This is a genomic window from Streptomyces sp. NBC_00016 (genome assembly GCF_045040885.1).
GTDB lineage: Bacteria > Actinomycetota > Actinomycetes > Streptomycetales > Streptomycetaceae > Streptomyces > Streptomyces coriariae.
Window position 1 is genome coordinate 5,325,480 of sequence record NZ_CP108304.1, and the last position, 17,863, is coordinate 5,343,342.

The following is a 17,863-nucleotide window of genomic DNA, read 5'->3' on the forward strand; positions in this document are numbered from 1 at the left end:
GCAGTAAACCCGCATGGCGGTCGCAGGCCTACGGACCGGCGTGACGGCGGCACTTACCCGTCGTTATCCGGAACGACAGGAAGTCCGTGACGGACGAACCGGTTGGGGGTGCACAGGCCATGGCGGAGCGGCGGCGCGGGCTGATGGGCGCGATGGTCCTTTCGGGGCTCGTGGCGGGGGTCTGTGCGGGGGCCGCCGGGTGTTCCGCCGGCGGGGCCGCCGCGGAGGACGGCAGGGCGGCCGATCCCGTCGAGACCTTGCACCGGGCCGCCGACACCCTCGTCGCGGCAGGCACCTCGAAGGCCCGTACGTCGATGGAGATGGCCACCGGCGGGACCCGGGTGACCATCCGGGGCCAGGGCGTGTACGACTACCGCAAGCAGCGCGGTGAGTTGAAGGTGCTGCTGCCGCAGGATCCGGCCGGGACCAGTGAGCACCGCCCCATCACCGAACTCCTCGCGCCCGGGGCCCTGTTCATGAAGAACCGGGGAGCCGGGGTGCCGGACGACAAGTGGGTGCGGGTGGAGACGGCGGCCCTGTCCGACGGGAACCTCGTGACCGGCGGGGCCACCGATCCGTTCGCCGCCGCCGAGGTGCTGCGGGGGACGCGTACGGCGACGTACGTGGGGAGGACCGAGGTGGCCGGGACGGCGGTGCGGCACTACCGCGGGACCGCCGATCTGGCGGCGGCCGCCGACGACGCCTCGGCGGGCGGACGGGATGCGCTGCGCGCGGCGGCGAAGGGGTTCGCCACGGCGCGGGTGCCGTTCGACGTCTACCTCGACGACCAGGGGCGCATCCGCAAGGTCCGGCACCGGTTCAGCTTTGTGAACGGGCAGCAGAAGGAGGCCGTCGCGGTGGCCTCCACGACCCTGTTGTACGACTTCGGGGCGCCCGTCGAGGTGCGGCTGCCGGCCGCCGACGACATCTACGCGGGGCGGATCGCGGAGGAATGAGCCTGTGCCGGTGCGGAATGAGCCGGTGCCGGGCGGGCCCGGGCGAGCATTTTCGGCCACCGGGTGGACACAAGGACTAGCCCGTCCGTGCCATGCGCGCGGTGTATAGCGCTCCCTACTCTAGGAAGTCGGTGACGGCAGGGACGAGGTGATGCGCGTGGCTCCGGGCGGCGGTACGGCAGTTCAGGACCACGAGGCCCTCGCCGAGATCGAGCTGTGCGGGGAGCTGATCATCGCCGCCTCGGCGGCCGGGGAGGAGCGGCTCAGCCTCGAGAGCATCGACCAGGTGCTGCGGGTGGGGGAGGAACGGGCCGGGGGGTGAGTCCTGGGTGAGCCCGGGGGCGGCGGCCGGTGCCGGCTCCGGGAGAGGTTCCGGGACGGGGCGCGGCTCTGCGACCGGGCGCGGTTCCGGGGCGGGGACGGGTCCTGGCGCGGGGCGCTGATCAGGTGCGCAGCAGGCGGCCGATGGCCTTGGCCGCCTCTTCCACCTTCGCGTCGATCTCGTCGCCGCCCCGGAGCGCCGCGTCGGCGACGCAGTGGCGCAGGTGTTCCTCCAGGAGCTGGAGCGCGAACGACTGCAGGGCCTTGGTGGAGGCGGACACCTGGGTGAGTATGTCGATGCAGTAGGTGTCCTCGTCGACCATGCGCTGGAGGCCGCGGATCTGGCCCTCGATGCGGCGCAGGCGTTTGAGGTGCTCGTCCTTCTGCTTGTGGTAGCCGTGGACGGTCCCGGGCGCGTGGTCCGCTTCGACGCCGGGTCCGGCGGTGGGTTCGCCGGCCTGTGTGGTCGTCATCATGTCCTCCAGCGCTCCGGCTCCGCACCTATACCCCTACTGGGTATATCGTACCGAACTTCCGTGGGTATACGGCCCGAGCAGGGACTTCGCCGGCCGCTCACCGGTCGGTCGCCCCCCTCCCGGTCGCTCTGTCCGATGGGCGACACTGGTGGACGGCCCATTAGCCGTGGCCGGATGATGCGCCTAGCATCAGCCTGACCGAAACCGATGCATCCTGAGGACCCCACGTGCGCTTTCGTCTGACCCCCAGGGAGACGAGCTTCTACGACATGTTCGCCGCATCCGCGGACAACATCGTCACGGGCTCGAAACTCCTGATGGAACTGCTCGGGGCGGACCCCGCCGGCCGGGCCGAGATCGCAGAGCGTATGCGGGCCGCGGAACACGCAGGTGACGACGCCACCCATGCGATCTTCCACCAGCTGAACTCCTCGTTCATCACGCCCTTCGACCGCGAGGACATCTACAACCTCGCGTCCTCCCTCGACGACATCATGGACTTCATGGAGGAGGCCGTCGACCTGGTCGTCCTCTACAACGTCGAGGAACTGCCCAAGGGTGTCGAGCAGCAGATCGAGGTGCTGGCGCGGGCGGCCGAGCTGACGGCCGAGGCCATGCCGAACCTGCGGACCATGGAGAACCTCACCGAGTACTGGATCGAGGTCAACCGGCTCGAGAACCAGGCCGACCAGATCCACCGCAAGCTGCTCGCGCATCTCTTCAACGGCAAGTACGAGGCCATCGAGGTGCTCAAGCTGAAGCAGATCGTGGATGTGCTGGAGGAGGCCGCCGACGCCTTCGAGCACGTGGCCAACACGGTGGAGACCATCGCGGTCAAGGAGTCCTGAGCCCTTAATGGACACCTTTGCTCTGATCGTGACCATCGGCGTCGCGCTCGGATTCACTTACACGAACGGTTTTCACGACTCCGCGAACGCTATTGCCACGTCCGTTTCGACCCGGGCGCTGACGCCTCGGGCGGCGCTGGCCATGGCGGCGGTGATGAACCTCGCCGGCGCGTTCCTCGGGAGTGGTGTCGCGCACACCGTCAGCAAGGGGCTGATCGAGACGCCCGACGGGTCGAAGGGGATGGGGATCCTCTTCGCCGCACTGGTCGGGGCGATCGTCTGGAACCTGGTCACCTGGTACTTCGGGCTGCCTTCGTCGTCCTCGCACGCGTTGTTCGGCGGCATGGTGGGCGCGGCGCTCGCCGGTGGTACGGATGTCATCTGGTCCGGCGTCCTCGACAAGGTCGTCATCCCGATGTTCGTCTCACCGGTGGTGGGGCTTGTCGTCGGTTATCTGGTGATGACGGCCATTCTGTGGATGTTCCGCCGGTCCAACCCGCACAAGGCCAAGCGGGGCTTCCGGATCGCTCAGACGGTCTCGGCCGCGGGTATGGCGCTGGGGCATGGTCTCCAGGACGCGCAGAAGACGATGGGCATCGTGGTGATGGCGCTCGTCATCGGCGATGTGCAGGGGGCCGATGATCCGATTCCGGTGTGGGTGAAGATCGCTTGTGCGGTGATGCTTTCGCTGGGGACGTATGCGGGTGGGTGGCGCATCATGCGGACGCTCGGGCGGAAGATCATCGAGCTTGATCCGCCGCAGGGGTTCGCCGCGGAGACGACCGGGGCGTCGATCATGTTCACCACGGCGTTTCTGTTCAAGGCGCCGATCTCGACCACGCATGTGATCACTTCGGCGATCATGGGTGTCGGGGCGACGAAGCGGATCAATGCCGTGCGGTGGGGTGTCGCCAAGAACATTGTTCTCGGGTGGTTCATCACGATGCCGGCGGCGGGGTTTGTCGCTGCGTGCGCGTTCTGGATTGTGAACGTGGCGTTCCTGTAGGGGGTGCTTGCCCACCCACCCGCCCGGCTCGGTGGGGAGAGCGCCCCCGCCACGGGGCTGCGCCCCGGACCCCCTGCGGGGACTGCGTCCCCTGCACCCCTGTGGGGCGTCCCCTTGCGGGGAGGGGACTGCACCCCTGCGGTCCCCCGCACCCCTTGCGGGGACTGGGTTCAGCGCACCTCGGGTGTTCGCCCGCCCGGCTCGGGCGCAAGAGCGCTCCCGCCGCGGGGCTGTGCCCCGGACCCCCTACGGGGACTGCGTCCCCTGCACCCCTGCCGGGCTCCGCCCTCGCCCCGGGGGCTCCGCCCAGACCCCCGGGGCTCCGCCCCACTCCCTCCGGGGCTCCGCCCCGCCCCCCGGGGCTCCGCCCCACCTCCCCCGCCCCACCGCCGGAGGCACATGTGGGCCCGCCCCCCAGCCGGGGGGCGGGCCCTTTGCGTCCTCGCGGTGGCACCGCCATGCAGCACCGCGAGGGGTCGGGGGTGGGTCAGCCGAAGCGGCCCGAGATGTAGTCCTCTGTTGCCTGGACCGACGGGTTGGAGAAGATGCGCTCCGTGTCGTCGATCTCGATCAGCTTGCCGGGCTGGCCGACGGCGGACAGGTTGAAGAAGGCCGTGCGGTCGGAGACGCGCGCCGCCTGCTGCATGTTGTGCGTCACGATGACGATCGTGAAGCGTTCCTTGAGCTCGCCGATCAGGTCCTCGATCGCCAGGGTGGAGATGGGGTCCAGGGCCGAGCAGGGCTCGTCCATCAGGAGGACCTTCGGTTCCACGGCGATGGCGCGGGCGATGCACAGCCGCTGCTGCTGGCCGCCGGACAGGCCCGAGCCGGGCTTGTTGAGGCGGTCCTTGACCTCGTTCCAGAGGTTGGCGCCCTTGAGGGACTTCTCGACGACGTCCGCCAGTTCGGACTTCTTGTAGCTGCCGTTCAGGCGCAGGCCCGCGGCCACGTTGTCGAAGATCGACATGGTGGGGAACGGGTTCGGGCGCTGGAAGACCATGCCGACCTCGCGGCGGACCGAGACGGGGTCCACGCCCGAGGCGTACAGGTCCTCGTCGTCCAGCAGCACCTTGCCCTCGACCCGGCCGCCCGACGTCACCTCGTGCATCCGGTTCAGCGTGCGCAGGAACGTCGACTTGCCGCAGCCGGAGGGGCCGATGAAGGCCGTCACCGAGCGCGGTTCGACCGTCATCGAGATGTCCTCGATCGCCTTGTGGGATCCGTAGTAGGCGGTCAGACCGCTTACGTCGATTCGCTTCGCCATTTTTTCTACTTCACTTCCAGTCGGTCGCTGAGGGGGCCCGTGCGCGGCGGTAGCCGCGGATCGCTGTTCAGCGACCGGTCTTCGGGGCCTTCCAGCGGGCGATGCCGCGGGCCACCATGTTGAGGATCATCACGAAGGCGATCAGGGTGAGCGACGCCGCCCAGGCGCGGTCGTAGGCCGCTGTCGAACCCGCGCTCTGTGAGTACTGCTGGTAGATGTACAGCGGGAGCGACGCCTGCGCACCCTCGAAGGGGTTGGCGTTGATGAACGGGTTTCCGAAGACGAGGAGGAGCACCGGCGCCGTTTCGCCCGCGATACGGGCGATCGCCAGCATCACGCCCGTGATGATGCCGCCGATAGAGGTCGGGACTACCACCTTCAGGATCGTGCGCCACTTCGGGACGCCCAGGGCGAGGGACGCCTCACGCAGCTCGTTCGGGACCAGCTTCAGCATTTCCTCTGTTGAGCGTACGACGACCGGCATCATCAGGATCGCCAGGGCGAGGGAGCCCGCGAAGCCGAAGGGCTGCATGTCGAGCATCAGCATCAGGCTGAGGATGAACAGGCCCGCGACGATCGACGGGATGCCGGTCATGACGTCGACGAAGAACGTGACCGACTTCGCCAGGCCGCCCCGGCCGTACTCCACCAGGTAGATCGCCGTCAGGATGCCGATCGGGGCACCGATCGCGGTCGCCAGGCCCACCTGCTCCAGGCTGCCGAGGATCGCGTGGTAGATACCGCCGCCGGCCTCGCTGTCCGCCACCACGCCCATCGAGTGGGTGAGGAAGTAGACGTCCAGGACCTTCACGCCGCGCTGGATCGTCGTCCACAGGAGGGAGACCAGCGGGACCACGGCCAGGAGGAACGCCACCCAGACCAGGCTCGTCGCCACCCGGTCCTTCGCCTGGCGGCGGCCCTCCACCTTCGCGGCGATGCCGAAGGTGCCGAGGATGAAGAGGATGCCGGCGATCAGGCCCCACTGGATCTTGCTGTCCAGGCCGCCGGCGAGGCCGATGACGAGCGCGAGGGCGAGCGAGCCGGCTGCGATGGCCCAGGGGGACCACCGCGGGAGGCTGGCGCCTTGCAGCGTGCTCGGGGACTTGTCGGCTACTGCTGCTGCGTGGCTCATGCGTTGGCCCCCGAGTACTCACTGCGGCGGGCGATGATCATGCGTGCCGCGCCGTTGACCAGCAGGGTGATGACGAACAGGACCAGACCGGAGGCGATGAGCGCGTCCCGGCCGAACTCGGTCGCCTCGTTGAACTTGCTGGCGATGTTCTGGGCGAAGGTGCCGCCGCCGGGGTTGAGGAGGCTGGCGTGGATGTCGAAGTCGGGGGAGAGGACGGTGGCCACCGCCATCGTCTCGCCCAGCGCGCGGCCGAGGCCGAGCATCGAGGCCGAGATGACTCCGGAGCGGCCGAAGGGGATCACCGACATGCGGATGACCTCCCAGCGGGTGGCGCCCAGCGCCAGGGCCGCCTCCTCGTGCATCTGCGGGACCTGGCGGAAGACCTCGCGGCTGACGTTGGTGATGACCGGGAGGATCATCACGGCCAGCAGGATGCCCACCGTGAGCATCGAGCGCGGGGCGCCGTCGTCCCAGGAGAAGACGCCGGTCCAGCCCAGGTAGTCGTTCAGCCAGCCGAACAGGCCGTCCATGTGCGGTACGAGGACCAGGGCGCCCCAGAGGCCGTACACGATGGACGGGACGGCGGCGAGCAGGTCGATCACGTACGCGACGGGGCCGCTCATGCGGCGCGGGGCGTAGTGCGTGATGAAGAGGGCGATCGCGACGGCGATCGGGACCGCGATGACCATCGCGATGATCGACGAGACCACCGTGCCGAAGGCCAGGACCGCGATGCCGAACTTCGGCGGGACGAGGCTGGTGTTCCACTCGAAGGTGGTCAGGAAGTTGGCGTCGTCCTTGCTGATGGCGAGGTACGCCCGGTAGGCGAGGAAGACCGCGATCGCGGCCATGATCACCAACAGGAAGATGCCCGAGCCGCGGGACAGGGCGAGGAAGATCCGGTCACCGGGTCGGGTGGCACCGCGCGCCGCGCGCTTCTGCTCGGCGGTCACGGCCGGCGGGGCGGTAGGCGGCGGGGTGTCGTCCGTGTCTTTGTTCTGTGTCGATATGTCCATGGAGGTCTCCGGTCTGCGGAGCCGCCTGCGGGTGTGGGGGCGGCTCGGGTGGGGCCGGGTTACGGACGGCCCCTGGCGGCGGTGCACCGGACGGGTGCGGTCCGGACCGGGTTTCCCCGGATGCCGGACCGCACCGCTGGGATCAGCTCAGGCCCTCGATGGTGGTGCGGACCTTGGTGATGATGGCGTCGGGGATCGGCGCGTAGTCGATGCCCGACAGGATGCCCTGGCCGTCCTCGCTGGCGATGTAGCGCAGGAACGCCTTGGTGGCCGGCAGGGTGGCGGCCTTGTTGCCCTTGTCGCAGGCGATCTCGTAGGTGACCAGGGTGAGCGGGTAGGCGCCCTCGGCCTTGGTGTTGTAGTCCAGCTTCAGCGACAGGTCGCTGCCGGTGCCGACGACCTGCGCGGCGGCGACGGCCTTGGTGGCGCCGTCGGAGGAGGCCTTGACCGGGGCCGAGGCGCCCGTGTCGACGGCGACGGTGCCCAGACCGTCCTTGGCGTACGACAGCTCCATGTAGCCGATCGCGCCGTTGGTCTGCTTGACGCCCTGGGCGACACCGGAGGAGCCGGCCGCGGCCTGGCCGCCCTTGGCCTGCCAGGCCTTGCCGCCCTCGTACTTCCAGTTGTCCGGGGTGGCGGCGATCAGGTACTTGGTGAAGTTGTCCGTGGTGCCGGACTCGTCCGAACGGTGGTACGGCTGGATCTTCAGGTCGGGCAGCTTCGCGTCGGGGTTGAGCTTGGCGATCGCGGCGTCGTTCCAGTTGGTGATCTTGCCGTCGAAGATCTTGGCGATCGTCGCGGCGTCCAGCGTCAGGTTGTCCACGCCCGAGACGTTGAAGGCGACGGCGATCGGACCGGCCACCATCGGCAGGTCGATGCCCTGGCCGCCGGAGCAGACCGCCTTGGACGCGGTGACGTCCTCGGGCTTGAGCGCGGAGTCCGAGCCGGCGAAGGCGACCTGGCCCTGCGTGAACGCGGTGACACCGGCGCCGGAGCCGGAGCCCTTGTAGTTCACCTGGACGCCCGAGCAGGCCTGGGTGAAGTTCTTGACCCACGCGTCGATCGCGTTCTTCTGCGCGGAGGAGCCGTCGGCCAGCAGCTGGCCCTTGGCGTCGTCACACTTGATGGAACCGGCGGCCGCGGTGGCGGAGGAGCTGCTGCCGCTGCTGGAGCCGGTGTCGTCGGAGCCGCACGCCGTGAGGGCCAGGGCGCCGGAGACGGCGAGAGCACCGAGGGAGAGAGCCCGCCGGTTCATGCGCTGAAGCTTCACTTGAGGAAGATCCTTCCAGGAGCCGCCGTCCTGAATTCCGGCGGCGTGCGGAGTATGCAGAAGTCTGCTCGGCACGGACACGACCACCGGGGTCGCGCACCGCACCGCGTAAGGCCGAAATTAGGCAGAACAGGTGAAGGCGCCTACGGGCGCGAGTGAACGGGGGGTGAACCCCTGGGGACGGTGCGGTTAGGTCACGGAACGCTCACGTCGAGGACACGAGGCGATTCCGGCGGCCGACCGGTTCCGCCCACCCGTTATGCCAGGTGCAGGACGTGCAGCAGGGCGTCCACGAGGGTGCGGTCCCTCGGCTGGGTGAGCCGGTCCCGGGCGGCCGGCGGAGGGAGCCAGAGGAGGCGGTCCACCTCGTCGTTCGGGGCGAACACGCCCGACACGGCCTCGGCCGCCCAGTAGCGGACCTGCTTGGGGCGGCCGTTCGCCTCGTAGTCCACGGTCGGCAGCCGGGTCCCGGGCGCCGCCCGGTAGCCCGTCTCCTCGTGGACCTCCCGCAGGGCCGCCGCGAGCGGGTCCTCGTCACGTTTCAGCTTGCCCTTGGGGTGCGACCAGTCGTCGTACTTGGGGCGGTGGACCAGACAGAGTTCCAGCCCGCCGTCCGCCGGTGAGCGGCGCCACAGCACACAGCCCGCCGCCTGGACGGGGAAGTCCTCGGGATTGTCCGCGGTGCTCACCTGGTCCTCACCACCTGTCCGGTCAGGGTGCGCCGATGGTCTGCTTCTGCCACGACCGCTGGAACGCGTACCGCGCGGCCTCCACCTCATGCCGCTGGTCCGCGTGCAGCACGCCGAGCGCGTACGCCGTCGCCGGCGCGATCCGCGGGGTGCGGGCCGCCTGGGCCGCGGCGGAGGACGCCTCCGAGGCGTCGCGGTGCCGGTCGAGCGCCTCGCCCGCCGCGAGCAGGCGGACGTCCAGCGGGGTGCTCCGGCCGTGCACGACCTCGCAGGCGTAGCGGTGCAGCCGCAGCAGCAGGCGGACCTGGTGCCAGGGCGCGTCCTGCGGGTGCGGGGCCGGGTCCGGGGAGAGGCCGTGGATCAGGGCCTCCGCGTTGTACGGGCTGCCCGCGGTGACGAGCGGCAGCGCGGTGACCGCGTCGGCGAGGCGCTCCTGGGCCGCGCCGGCCAGGGGGCGCAGGTCGGTGGCCGGGGCGGTGGGGGTGAGCGGGACCTCGCTGGCGAGGACGGCGACCTTGTCCGCGACGGCGTGGAAGCGGGAGGAGCCGAGGGCCTGGAGGGCGGTGGAGTGGGCCCGGGTGCGGGCGAGGGTGAGCTGGCGGTCCAGGAGGGCGCCCGCCTTCGCCGCGCCCACGGTGAGGTTGCCGCGGTCCGGGGTCGCCGGGTGGACGGCGTCCCGGTCGGCCGGGCCCGGGAGCGCCGGGCCCGCCACGCCGACCGGTTGGCTGGGTACCGGCGCCGCGCCCGACAGCCGGTTCAGTGCCAGCAGCAGCCGCTCCAGGCGGGCCCCGTACGCATGCTCCAGGGCCAACGTGCCGGACAGCCAGGCCAGTTCGGGGCGGATCCCCTCCGACCACTCGGGTTCGAGGAGCGGGCGGAAGGTGTGCAGGCTGCCGCTGATCCGACGGGCCGAGCGGCGCAGGGCGCGCACCGCGTCGACGCGCACCTCCGCGCTCGCCGGACCGCCCGTCGAGGCGCCCGACGAGCCGTTCGACACGGCGCCGCCCGTCTCCCGGTGCAGGCGCAGCGCGCGGAGGAACTCCGTGGCCTGGCCCCGGAGATAGCCCGCGAGGGCGTCCCCGGTGGACACGGGCCCGGCCGTGGGGTCCGTCAGGTCATGGTGTCGCTGTGCCACGCCGGCGCCTCCGGGCGTCTATGAGCATCTCCTGGACGTTGCGCAGGGGCGCGCCGTCCGCGTCGTGCGAGTGCCGGATCCACTCGCCGTCGGGGCCGAGGTGCCAGGAGGCGGTGGAGTCGGACATGCCCGTTTCCAGGAACCGGTTCAGGGACGCCCGGTGGGCCGGGTCGGTCACCCTGACCAGGGCCTCGATACGGCGGTCGAGGTTGCGGTGCATCATGTCGGCGCTGCCGATCCACACCTCGGGCTCCCCGCCGTTGCCGAAGCCGAAGACCCGCGAGTGCTCCAGGAACCGGCCGAGGATGGAGCGGACCCGGATGTTGTCCGACAGGCCCGGCACCCCCGGGCGCACCGCGCAGATGCCGCGCACCCACACGTCGACCTGCACGCCCGCCTGGGACGCGCGGTAGAGGGAGTCGATGAGGGCCTCGTCGACGATCGAGTTGACCTTGATGCGGACGTGCGCGGGCCGTCCCGCGCGGTGGTGCTGGATCTCCTTGTCGATGCGGGCGATCAGACCGTCCCGCAGGGACTTGGGGGCGACGAGGAGACGACGGTAGGTCTCGCGGCGGGAGTAGCCGGAGAGCCGGTTGAAGAGGTCGGAGAGGTCCGCGCCGACCTGCGGGTCGGCGGTGAGCAGGCCGAGGTCCTCGTAGAGCCGGGCCGTCTTCGGGTGGTAGTTGCCGGTGCCGACGTGGCAGTAGCGCCGTAGCGTGTCGCCCTCCTGACGGACCACCAGCGACAGCTTGCAGTGCGTCTTCAGGCCGACGAGGCCGTAGACGACGTGGCAGCCGGACTCCTCCAGCTTGCGCGCCCACTTGATGTTGGCGTGCTCGTCGAAGCGGGCCTTGATCTCGACCAGGACGAGGACCTGCTTGCCGGACTCGGCGGCCTCGATGAGCGCGTCGACTATCGGGGAGTCGCCCGAGGTCCGGTACAGGGTCTGCTTGATGGCGAGGACGTCCGGGTCCAGCGCCGCCTGCTCCAGGAACGCCTGCACGGACGTCGAGAAGGAGTCGTACGGGTGGTGCAGCAGGACGTCCCGGCTGCGCAGGGCCGCGAAGATGTCCGGCGGGGACGCCGACTCGACCTCGGCGAGGTCGCGGTGGGTGCCGGCGATGAACTTCTTGTACTTCAGCTCGGGCCGGTCGAGACCGTGGATGCGGAAGAGACCGGTGAGGTCGAGCGGGCCCGGCAGCGGGTAGACCTCGGCCTCGCTGATCTTCAGCTCGCGCACCAGCAGGTCGAGCACCTCGCGGTCGATGGACTCCTCGACCTCCAGGCGCACCGGCGGCCCGAAGCGGCGCCGCATGAGCTCCTTCTCCAGGGCCTGGAGGAGGTTCTCGGCGTCGTCCTCCTCGACCTCGAGGTCCTCGTTGCGGGTGAGCCGGAAGGCGTGGTGCTCCAGGACCTCCATGCCCGGGAAGAGCTCTTCCAGGTGGGCGCCGATGACGTCCTCGATGGGGACGTAGCGGCCGGGGGAGCTCTCCAGGAAGCGGGACAGCAGCGGCGGCACCTTGACGCGCGCGAAGTGCTTGTGGCCGCTGACCGGGTTGCGCACGACGACCGCGAGGTTGAGCGAGAGACCCGAGATGTACGGGAAGGGGTGCGCGGGGTCGACGGCGAGCGGGGTCAGCACCGGGAAGATCTGGTGCCGGAAGAGCGTGAACAGGCGTGCCTGCTCCTTCTCCGTCAGCTCGCCCCAGCGGACCAGGTGGATGCCCTCCTCCGCGAGGGCGGGGGCGATGTCCTCGTGATAGGTCGCGGCGTGCCGGGCCATGAGCTCGCGCGAGCGGGCCCAGATCATCTCCAGCACCTCGCGCGGCTGGAGACCGGAGGCCGAACGGGTGGCGACCCCGGTGGCGATCCGGCGCTTCAGACCGGCCACCCGGACCATGAAGAACTCGTCCAGGTTGCTGGCGAAGATGGCGAGGAAGTTGGCCCGCTCGAGGAGGGGCGTGTTCGGGTCCTCGGCGAGTTCGAGAACGCGTTCGTTGAACGCGAGCCAGCTGCGCTCCCGGTCGAGGAAGCGGCCCTGCGGCAGCTGTGGGCCGTCGTACGGTGCCTCCTCGTAGGTGTCGAGGTCGGCGTCGATGTCGGGCTCGAGATCGGAGACCACGGCGGAGACGGTGTGCGGGCGGTGCGCGGCTATGGAGCCCACGGAGGGCTGCGCGTGCTGGACCTCGGCCTGGGCGTCTGACTGGCTCATGGACCCATTCTTCCGCGCCAGGAGCGTGACAGGCGCGTCGGAACGTGCGGGCGGGATCGCGTGGGGACCTCCGTGGGGCTGATTTCCCCCGGGAGGCGGCGAAGGCTCGGGCACGGCGGGCTTCATTCGCCGAGCGTCGCAAGGTCGTCTGAACCGATGGTTACGGCGACATGGCGTGCGGGATATCGGGGGGCGGCTCGCGGGGGTCGATGTCGTGGAGCGCCCGGCGTGGGGCGGACGACCTGACGGCGGCGGCCGGGCGGCGGGCCGTGCACGGCGGGCCGGGCCGCTCGCCGTGCACGGGCGCGTGCCGCGGGGTGGGCTGCTGAATGGCCGCGGGGGTGTGCCGCGGGGGTGTGCCGCAGGGGTGCGGGGGTCCCTCCCCCCGTGGAGGGACCCCCGCGCCCCGGGACCGGCGGCCGGAAGGGGCCGGATCAGGCCGCCAAGGCGGTGGCCGTGCGGCGGCGCAGGAGGAGGAACGCGGCGGCGGTGGCGAGGGCGGCGACGGCCAGGACGACGCCGGTCTCCACGAGCTGGAGCGGCCAGTAGTGCGACTCGGGGTGGTAGGTCGTGTAGGAGCCGGTGACGCCCAGGTCGTCGAGGCAGCGCCGCGCTTCGGTGGCTGTGCCGTCGCAGATCCAGTAGCCGACGTCCGGAGTGCGCCGTCCGTCGATCAGCAGACCGTTCTCCAGCTCCCAGCCGTTGTCCGGGAAGTCGACGGCGGCCGCCGTCGAGGTGCGGGTGACGGTGGGCCAGAAGGAGCCGCGGTACCGCGCCACGACGAAGGCGAGCAGCCCGCTCGCGGCGACGGAGACGGCCAGAGCGGGCAGCGCGCGGCGCAGCAGGAGCGCGGTGAGCACGCCGAGGGCGAGCGCGCAGAGGATGTACGCGAGGCCGGCCGGTCCTCGTGAGAGGTAGGCGTCGTCGCTCATCCACCCGTTGTCCGTCAGGGTGCGGTGGGCGCCCCAGGCCCAGCGGTACACCAGGACCAGCACGGTGGCGCCGGCGGTCAGGGCGAGCGCGGGGACGGCGAGCTTGGCGGTGAGCCAGCGGACGGGGGTGATGCCCTGGGCCCAGGCGAGGCCTGCGGTGCCGTTCTCCAGCTCGCGGCCGATCAGCGCGCCGCCCGCGAAGGCGGCCACGGCGAGGAAGCAGTAGGAGATCAGCAGGCCGACCCAGTTGAGCGACTCGCTGTAACCGACCCAGCCGACCGACATGTCGCACAGGTCCTGGCCCGCCCGCTGACAGGACTCCCAGGCCGCGAGTTCCTCCTTGACGGCATCCTCGGTGAGCCACACCAGCCAGCCGCTCAGGGCCAGGACGACAGCCGCCCAGCCGAGGAGGGCGGTGCGGTGCAGGCGCAGCACGGTGCGGACGGTGCCCCAGGCGGTACGGCCGTCCACGCCGCCGCGGCGGGCCGGTCCGGGGGACGCGGGCGCCTCCGCGGGGGCGACGGCGGTCATACGGAGGCCTCAGCGCCGGCGCGCGTGGGGGTGGCGGTGGCGCGCTTGAGCAGGACGAACGCGGCCACGGCGAGGGCGGCGGCCACGGTCACCACGAGGGCGGTCGTGGTCAGCTGGAGCGGCCAGTAGTGCGACTCGGGGTGGTAGGTCGTGTAGAAGCCGGTGGCGTCGAGCTCGTCGTAGACCGCCTGGCAGGTGGAGGAGGCGGAGGTCGGCCCGCAGCCGGGGTCGGCTATGTGCGCGCCGGTGGCGGTGACCAGGCCCGAGTCGACGCCGAGGCCCGAGCCCCGGTAGCCGTCGGAGAGGCCGGTGACGCGGGTGACGGCCGGCCACAGGTGCGGCATGAGCTGGTCGGCGAGGAACCGCGTGGCGGCGACGCCGGCGAGGGCGAACGTCAGCGCGGGCAGCGTACGGCGCAGCAGCACGCCCCCGAGGGCGCCGCCGGCCAGGCCGGTCAGGGCGAAGGCGACGGTGGTGGGGCCGTTGGTGTGCAGGGTGAGGTTGTCGTACCAGCTCTTGGCGGTGTCGATACGGCCGTCGCCCGCCGACCACATCAGGCGGTGCAGCGTGACCAGCAGGCCGGTGCCCGCGGTGACCAGGGCCGTGGGCACGATCAGCTTGGTGGCCAGCCAGCGGGCCGGGGACAGGCCCTGCGTCCAGGCGAGCTGCGCGGTGCCGTGCTCCAGCTCGCGGCCGAACAGGGCGGCCCCCGCCCAGGCGGCGACGACGAAGGGGAGCGCGGTCAGCGCGCCCGTCGTGTACATGTACACGCTCTTGTAGCGGACGATCGAGTCCTGGTCGTAGTGGCAGTCGCGGTAGTCGACGCAGGCCACCCGGTACTGCCGCCAGGCCGCGATCGACGAGTCGGTCAGCGGACCCCACAGCCACACCAGGCCGGCGGCGAGGACGGCGACGATGGCGATCCAGACGTACAGGGCGGGCCGGTGCAGGCGGAACAGCCAGCCGGCTCCGGGGGCGTGCCCGGTGGTCCTCGAGGAGTCGGGCGACAGGGCGAGTGCGGTCATACGGCGGCCTCCTCGGGCTCGGCCGGGGTGAGCGGGGCGGCCTGCGGGTTGCGCAGATAGGCGAGCACGAGCTCCTCCAGGGAGGGCGTCGAGGTGCGCCAGCCGTCGGGGAGCGGGCCCGCGGGGCGCACCAGGGCGGTGAGCTGGCGGCCGGTGACCCGGGACTCGACGACCGTGTGCGGGGCCAGTTCCGGCAGGCCGCCCGGGGCGCCGTCCGGGGAGCCGTCCACGGGGGTGGGCCCGGTGGAGCCCGTGGCGGTGCTCACGCGCGTGTGGGCGGCGAGGAGGTCGTCGATCTCACCGGCGAGGCGCACCCGGCCGCCGCCGACCAGGAGCAGGTGGTCGCAGGAGTCCTCCAGCTCGGCGACCACGTGCGACGACATCACGATCGTCGTGCCGTACTGCGCCGCCCGCGCCATCAGGGTGCCCATCAGCTCGTGCCGGGCCAGCGGGTCGAGGTCGGCCATCGGTTCGTCGAGGAGGAGCAGCTCGGGCCGCTTGCCGAGGGCCAGGGCGAGCGCGACCCGGGTGCGCTGGCCGCCGGAGAGTGCGCGGATCTTCTTCCTGGGGTCGAGATCGCCCGCGGAGACGATCCGCTCGGCGGTCTCGGCGTCCCAGCGCCCCGGGTTGAGATCGGCGCCCACGCGCAGGGTCTCGGCGACGGAGAGCTGGGGGTACAGCGGCTTGTCCTGGGCGACGTAGCCGACACGCGCGCGTGCGGACGCGGGATCCGTGCCGAGGACGGTGACCCGGCCCTCGGTGGGGGCCAGCAGGCCGGCGGCGAGGGCGAGAAGCGTGGACTTGCCCGCGCCGTTGGGGCCGACGACGGCACAGACGCGCCCGGCGGGGAGGCGGAACGTGCAGTCGCGCAGCGCCCAGCCCCCGCGCCGGCCGAAGCGCTTGCCGAGCGCGGTTGCCGCCATGGCGGTGTCGGTCATGAAGGGTCTCCAGGATTCAGGTCGTGCCGGTCGTGCCGGTCGTGCCGGTCGTGCATGTCGGTTCGGCTGTGCCGGACGGGCCCGTCGGGCCGGTCGGTTCGGCTGTGCCGGTCGGTTCGGCCGTTCGGGTCCGGCACGGCGAAGTGCTCGTCGAGTACGGCGGTGAAGAGCGCGGCCACGTCGTCGCGGTCCAGTGCGGCCTCCCGGGCCCGGACGGCCCAGGCGTCCAGCTCCGCGCGCAGGGGCGAGTCGGCCGGGGTGGTGTTCAGCCCGCGCCGCACGAAGGTGCCGACGCCGCGCCGGGCCTCCACCAGCCCGTCCCGCTCCAGCTCGCGGTACGCCTTCAGCACGGTGTTCGGGTTGATGGCTGTCGCCTCGACGACCTCGCGGGCCGTGGGCAGCTTGTCGCCGGCCCGCAGCACGCCCAGGCGCAGGGCCTGCTTCGTCTGCTGGACGATCTGGACGTAGGTGGCCACGCCGCTGTGCCGGTCGATGCGGTATTCGACCACTGGACAACCACCCTTTCACTAATTGAGTAGTGAAAGGGTGGTGGAAGGTGGTGCCCGAAGTCAAGAAAAAATCGTGCGGCGAACCGTGAACCGATGGGCGGGGCCCGTCCGATGAGGGGATGTGAGCGAAACGAGAAGCGACGGGGAGCTGCTGCGGGCCATCGCGGCAGACCGGGACCGTCACGCCTTCGAGGAGCTGTACCGGCGGTACGCACCCTGGCTGACCGCGCGCCTGCGCGGCCGCTGCGCGGACGCCGGGATAGTCGACGACGTCGTGCAGGAGACCTTCCTCGCGGTGTGGCGCGGCACCGCCCGCCACCGCCAGGAGGGCTACTCCGACGACGCCGCCGGCTGGCTGTGGCGCATCGGCTCGCGGCGGCTCGTCGACGCCGTGCGCGGGGACGGGGCGCGCGGCCGACTGCGTCAGGCGCTGTACCGGCTGCGCCACCGCGACGAGGCCTCGGCGGAGGAACGCGTGCTCGCGGGGGTGGAGCACGGGGACCTCGCCGGGGCCCTCACCCGCCTCTCGCCGGAGCTGCGGGCCGTCCTCCAGGCGACCGTCATCGACGGGCTCACCACCCGGGAGGCGGCCGTTCTGCTCGGCATCCCGCCCGGCACCGTCAAGACGCGGGCCCAGCGTGCCCGCAAGCAACTGCGGGAGGCGCTGGCATGAGGCGGCACGTGTGCGGAACCGACTCGCGCGGACGCGCGGGCGACGGACAGTCGAGGGAGGTCGTGGCATGACGTGGCATGTGGCTGAAGAAGACCTGCGGGCGTACGCGCACGGCGAGTTGGCGCCGCCGCTGCTGTGGTCCGCCGACACCCACCTCACCGGGTGCGCGCAGTGCCGGGCCCGGCTCGCGGAGACCACCGACCCCGTCGCGCTGGACGCCGGCTGGGAGCGGCTGGACGCCGAGCTGGACGCGCCGCGGCAGGGCCTGCTCGAACGGCTGCTGGTGCGGCTCGGCGTGGCCGACCACACCGCGCGGCTGCTGACGGCGACCCCGGTACTGCGCCGCTCCTGGCTCCTGTCGGTGCTGTTCCTGCTGGTCGTGACGGTGCTGGCGGTGCGTGTGGCGGACCAGCCCGCGCTGTTCCTCGCGCTCGCCCCGCTGCTCCCGCTCGCCGGGGTCGCCCTGTCGTACGGCCCGTCCCTGGACCCGACGTACGAGATGGCCGTCGTCGCCCCGTTGCACGGCTTCCGGCTGCTGATGATCCGCACGGTCGCGGTGCTCACCGCGGGCCTGGCGTTCAACGGCCTGGCGACGCTGGCGCTGCCGGGGTACGGGCTGCTGGCCCTGGCCTGGCTGCTGCCCGCGCTCGCCCTCACCGCGACGGGACTCGCGCTGACCGCCCGGCTGGGTCCGGTCGTCGCGCCCGCCCTGGTCGGCGGCGCGTGGGTGTCGCTGCTGGTGGTGGCGAAGAGCCAGGTGCACGCCCACGACACGCTCGCCCCGTTCACGGTGGCCGGCCAGTCGGCCGCGGCGGCCGTGGCGGCACTCGCCGCTCTCCTGCTCTACCAGGCCCGTGACCGCTTCGACGCCCGCCCGCTGGGCGGCTTCCCGGACGGGGGCACCGGGTGACGCGGGCTGCCGCGACCACG

17 protein-coding genes and 1 pseudogene are annotated in these 17,863 nt (G+C 71.6%); 6 read left to right on the forward strand and 12 right to left on the reverse strand.

The window, feature by feature from the left end:
* The first annotated feature begins 119 nt into the window (after positions 1–119).
* Positions 120–956, forward strand: a complete 837-nt coding sequence (locus OG933_RS23615) for a hypothetical protein (RefSeq protein WP_362528767.1) — start codon at positions 120–122, stop codon at positions 954–956.
* A 151-nt stretch (positions 957–1,107) separates the two neighbouring features.
* Positions 1,108–1,278, forward strand: coding sequence for a hypothetical protein (locus OG933_RS23620; protein ID WP_200839725.1), 171 nt, complete (start codon positions 1,108–1,110; stop codon positions 1,276–1,278).
* Between the two features lie 121 nt (positions 1,279–1,399).
* Here OG933_RS23620 and OG933_RS23625 read toward each other — a convergent pair whose 3' ends face one another.
* Complete coding sequence (locus OG933_RS23625; RefSeq protein ID WP_405633488.1) at positions 1,400–1,750, reverse strand: metal-sensitive transcriptional regulator; 351 nt, start codon at positions 1,748–1,750, stop codon at positions 1,400–1,402.
* Between the two features lie 230 nt (positions 1,751–1,980).
* On the opposite strand from OG933_RS23625, the gene OG933_RS23630 reads away from it, so the two are divergent.
* Complete coding sequence (locus OG933_RS23630) at positions 1,981–2,601, forward strand: DUF47 domain-containing protein (protein ID WP_057579445.1); 621 nt, start codon at positions 1,981–1,983, stop codon at positions 2,599–2,601.
* A 7-nt stretch (positions 2,602–2,608) separates the two neighbouring features.
* Positions 2,609–3,607, forward strand: coding sequence for an inorganic phosphate transporter (locus OG933_RS23635; RefSeq protein WP_362528718.1), 999 nt, complete (start codon positions 2,609–2,611; stop codon positions 3,605–3,607).
* Between the two features lie 487 nt (positions 3,608–4,094).
* Here OG933_RS23635 and pstB read toward each other — a convergent pair whose 3' ends face one another.
* From pstB to OG933_RS23690, 11 genes and pseudogenes are all read right to left on the reverse strand, one after another.
* Positions 4,095–4,871 (reverse strand): phosphate ABC transporter ATP-binding protein PstB, encoded by a 777-nt coding sequence (gene pstB / locus OG933_RS23640; protein ID WP_020133102.1) that lies wholly within the window; start codon positions 4,869–4,871, stop codon positions 4,095–4,097.
* Between the two features lie 67 nt (positions 4,872–4,938).
* Positions 4,939–6,003, reverse strand: coding sequence for a phosphate ABC transporter permease PstA (gene pstA / locus OG933_RS23645; protein ID WP_362528716.1), 1,065 nt, complete (start codon positions 6,001–6,003; stop codon positions 4,939–4,941).
* Positions 6,000–7,019: a phosphate ABC transporter permease subunit PstC gene (pstC, locus tag OG933_RS23650; RefSeq protein ID WP_362528713.1), complete on the reverse strand. Its 1,020-nt coding sequence runs from the start codon at positions 7,017–7,019 to the stop codon at positions 6,000–6,002. Before pstC ends, pstA begins: the two co-directional genes overlap by 4 nt.
* Positions 7,020–7,161: 142 nt before the next feature.
* Positions 7,162–8,289: a phosphate ABC transporter substrate-binding protein PstS gene (gene pstS / locus OG933_RS23655; protein WP_362528710.1), complete on the reverse strand. Its 1,128-nt coding sequence runs from the start codon at positions 8,287–8,289 to the stop codon at positions 7,162–7,164.
* A 257-nt stretch (positions 8,290–8,546) separates the two neighbouring features.
* The gene (locus OG933_RS23660) at positions 8,547–8,978 is read right to left on the reverse strand and encodes an NUDIX hydrolase (RefSeq protein ID WP_362266012.1); all 432 of its coding nucleotides are present in this window, start codon (positions 8,976–8,978) and stop codon (positions 8,547–8,549) included.
* A gap of 22 nt (positions 8,979–9,000) precedes the next feature.
* Positions 9,001–10,113 carry a CHAD domain-containing protein gene (locus OG933_RS23665; protein ID WP_405628820.1) on the reverse strand — a complete coding sequence of 371 codons (1,113 nt, stop codon included), beginning with the start codon at positions 10,111–10,113 and terminating at the stop codon, positions 9,001–9,003.
* Complete coding sequence (locus OG933_RS23670; protein WP_200839724.1) at positions 10,094–12,325, reverse strand: RNA degradosome polyphosphate kinase; 2,232 nt, start codon at positions 12,323–12,325, stop codon at positions 10,094–10,096. The genes OG933_RS23665 and OG933_RS23670 overlap by 20 nt, the downstream gene beginning before the upstream one ends.
* Before the next feature lie 434 nt (positions 12,326–12,759).
* Entirely contained in the window at positions 12,760–13,788 is a 1,029-nt protein-coding gene (locus tag OG933_RS23675) for a hypothetical protein (protein ID WP_405628822.1), read from the reverse strand.
* The gene (locus tag OG933_RS23680) at positions 13,785–14,813 is read right to left on the reverse strand and encodes an ABC transporter permease (protein WP_405628823.1); all 1,029 of its coding nucleotides are present in this window, start codon (positions 14,811–14,813) and stop codon (positions 13,785–13,787) included. Before OG933_RS23680 ends, OG933_RS23675 begins: the two co-directional genes overlap by 4 nt.
* Positions 14,810–15,751, reverse strand: a complete 942-nt coding sequence (locus OG933_RS23685; RefSeq protein WP_405628825.1) for an ABC transporter ATP-binding protein — start codon at positions 15,749–15,751, stop codon at positions 14,810–14,812. The genes OG933_RS23680 and OG933_RS23685 overlap by 4 nt, the downstream gene beginning before the upstream one ends.
* Before the next feature lie 140 nt (positions 15,752–15,891).
* Positions 15,892–16,260 (reverse strand): annotated as a pseudogene (locus OG933_RS23690) (GntR family transcriptional regulator); the annotation flags it as partial.
* Between the two features lie 121 nt (positions 16,261–16,381).
* Between OG933_RS23690 and OG933_RS23695 the strand changes: the two are divergent.
* Positions 16,382–16,933 (forward strand): RNA polymerase sigma factor, encoded by a 552-nt coding sequence (locus OG933_RS23695; RefSeq protein WP_362266001.1) that lies wholly within the window; start codon positions 16,382–16,384, stop codon positions 16,931–16,933.
* A 67-nt stretch (positions 16,934–17,000) separates the two neighbouring features.
* Entirely contained in the window at positions 17,001–17,843 is an 843-nt protein-coding gene (locus OG933_RS23700) for a zf-HC2 domain-containing protein (protein ID WP_362265999.1), read from the forward strand.
* Positions 17,844–17,863: the final 20 nt, after the last annotated feature.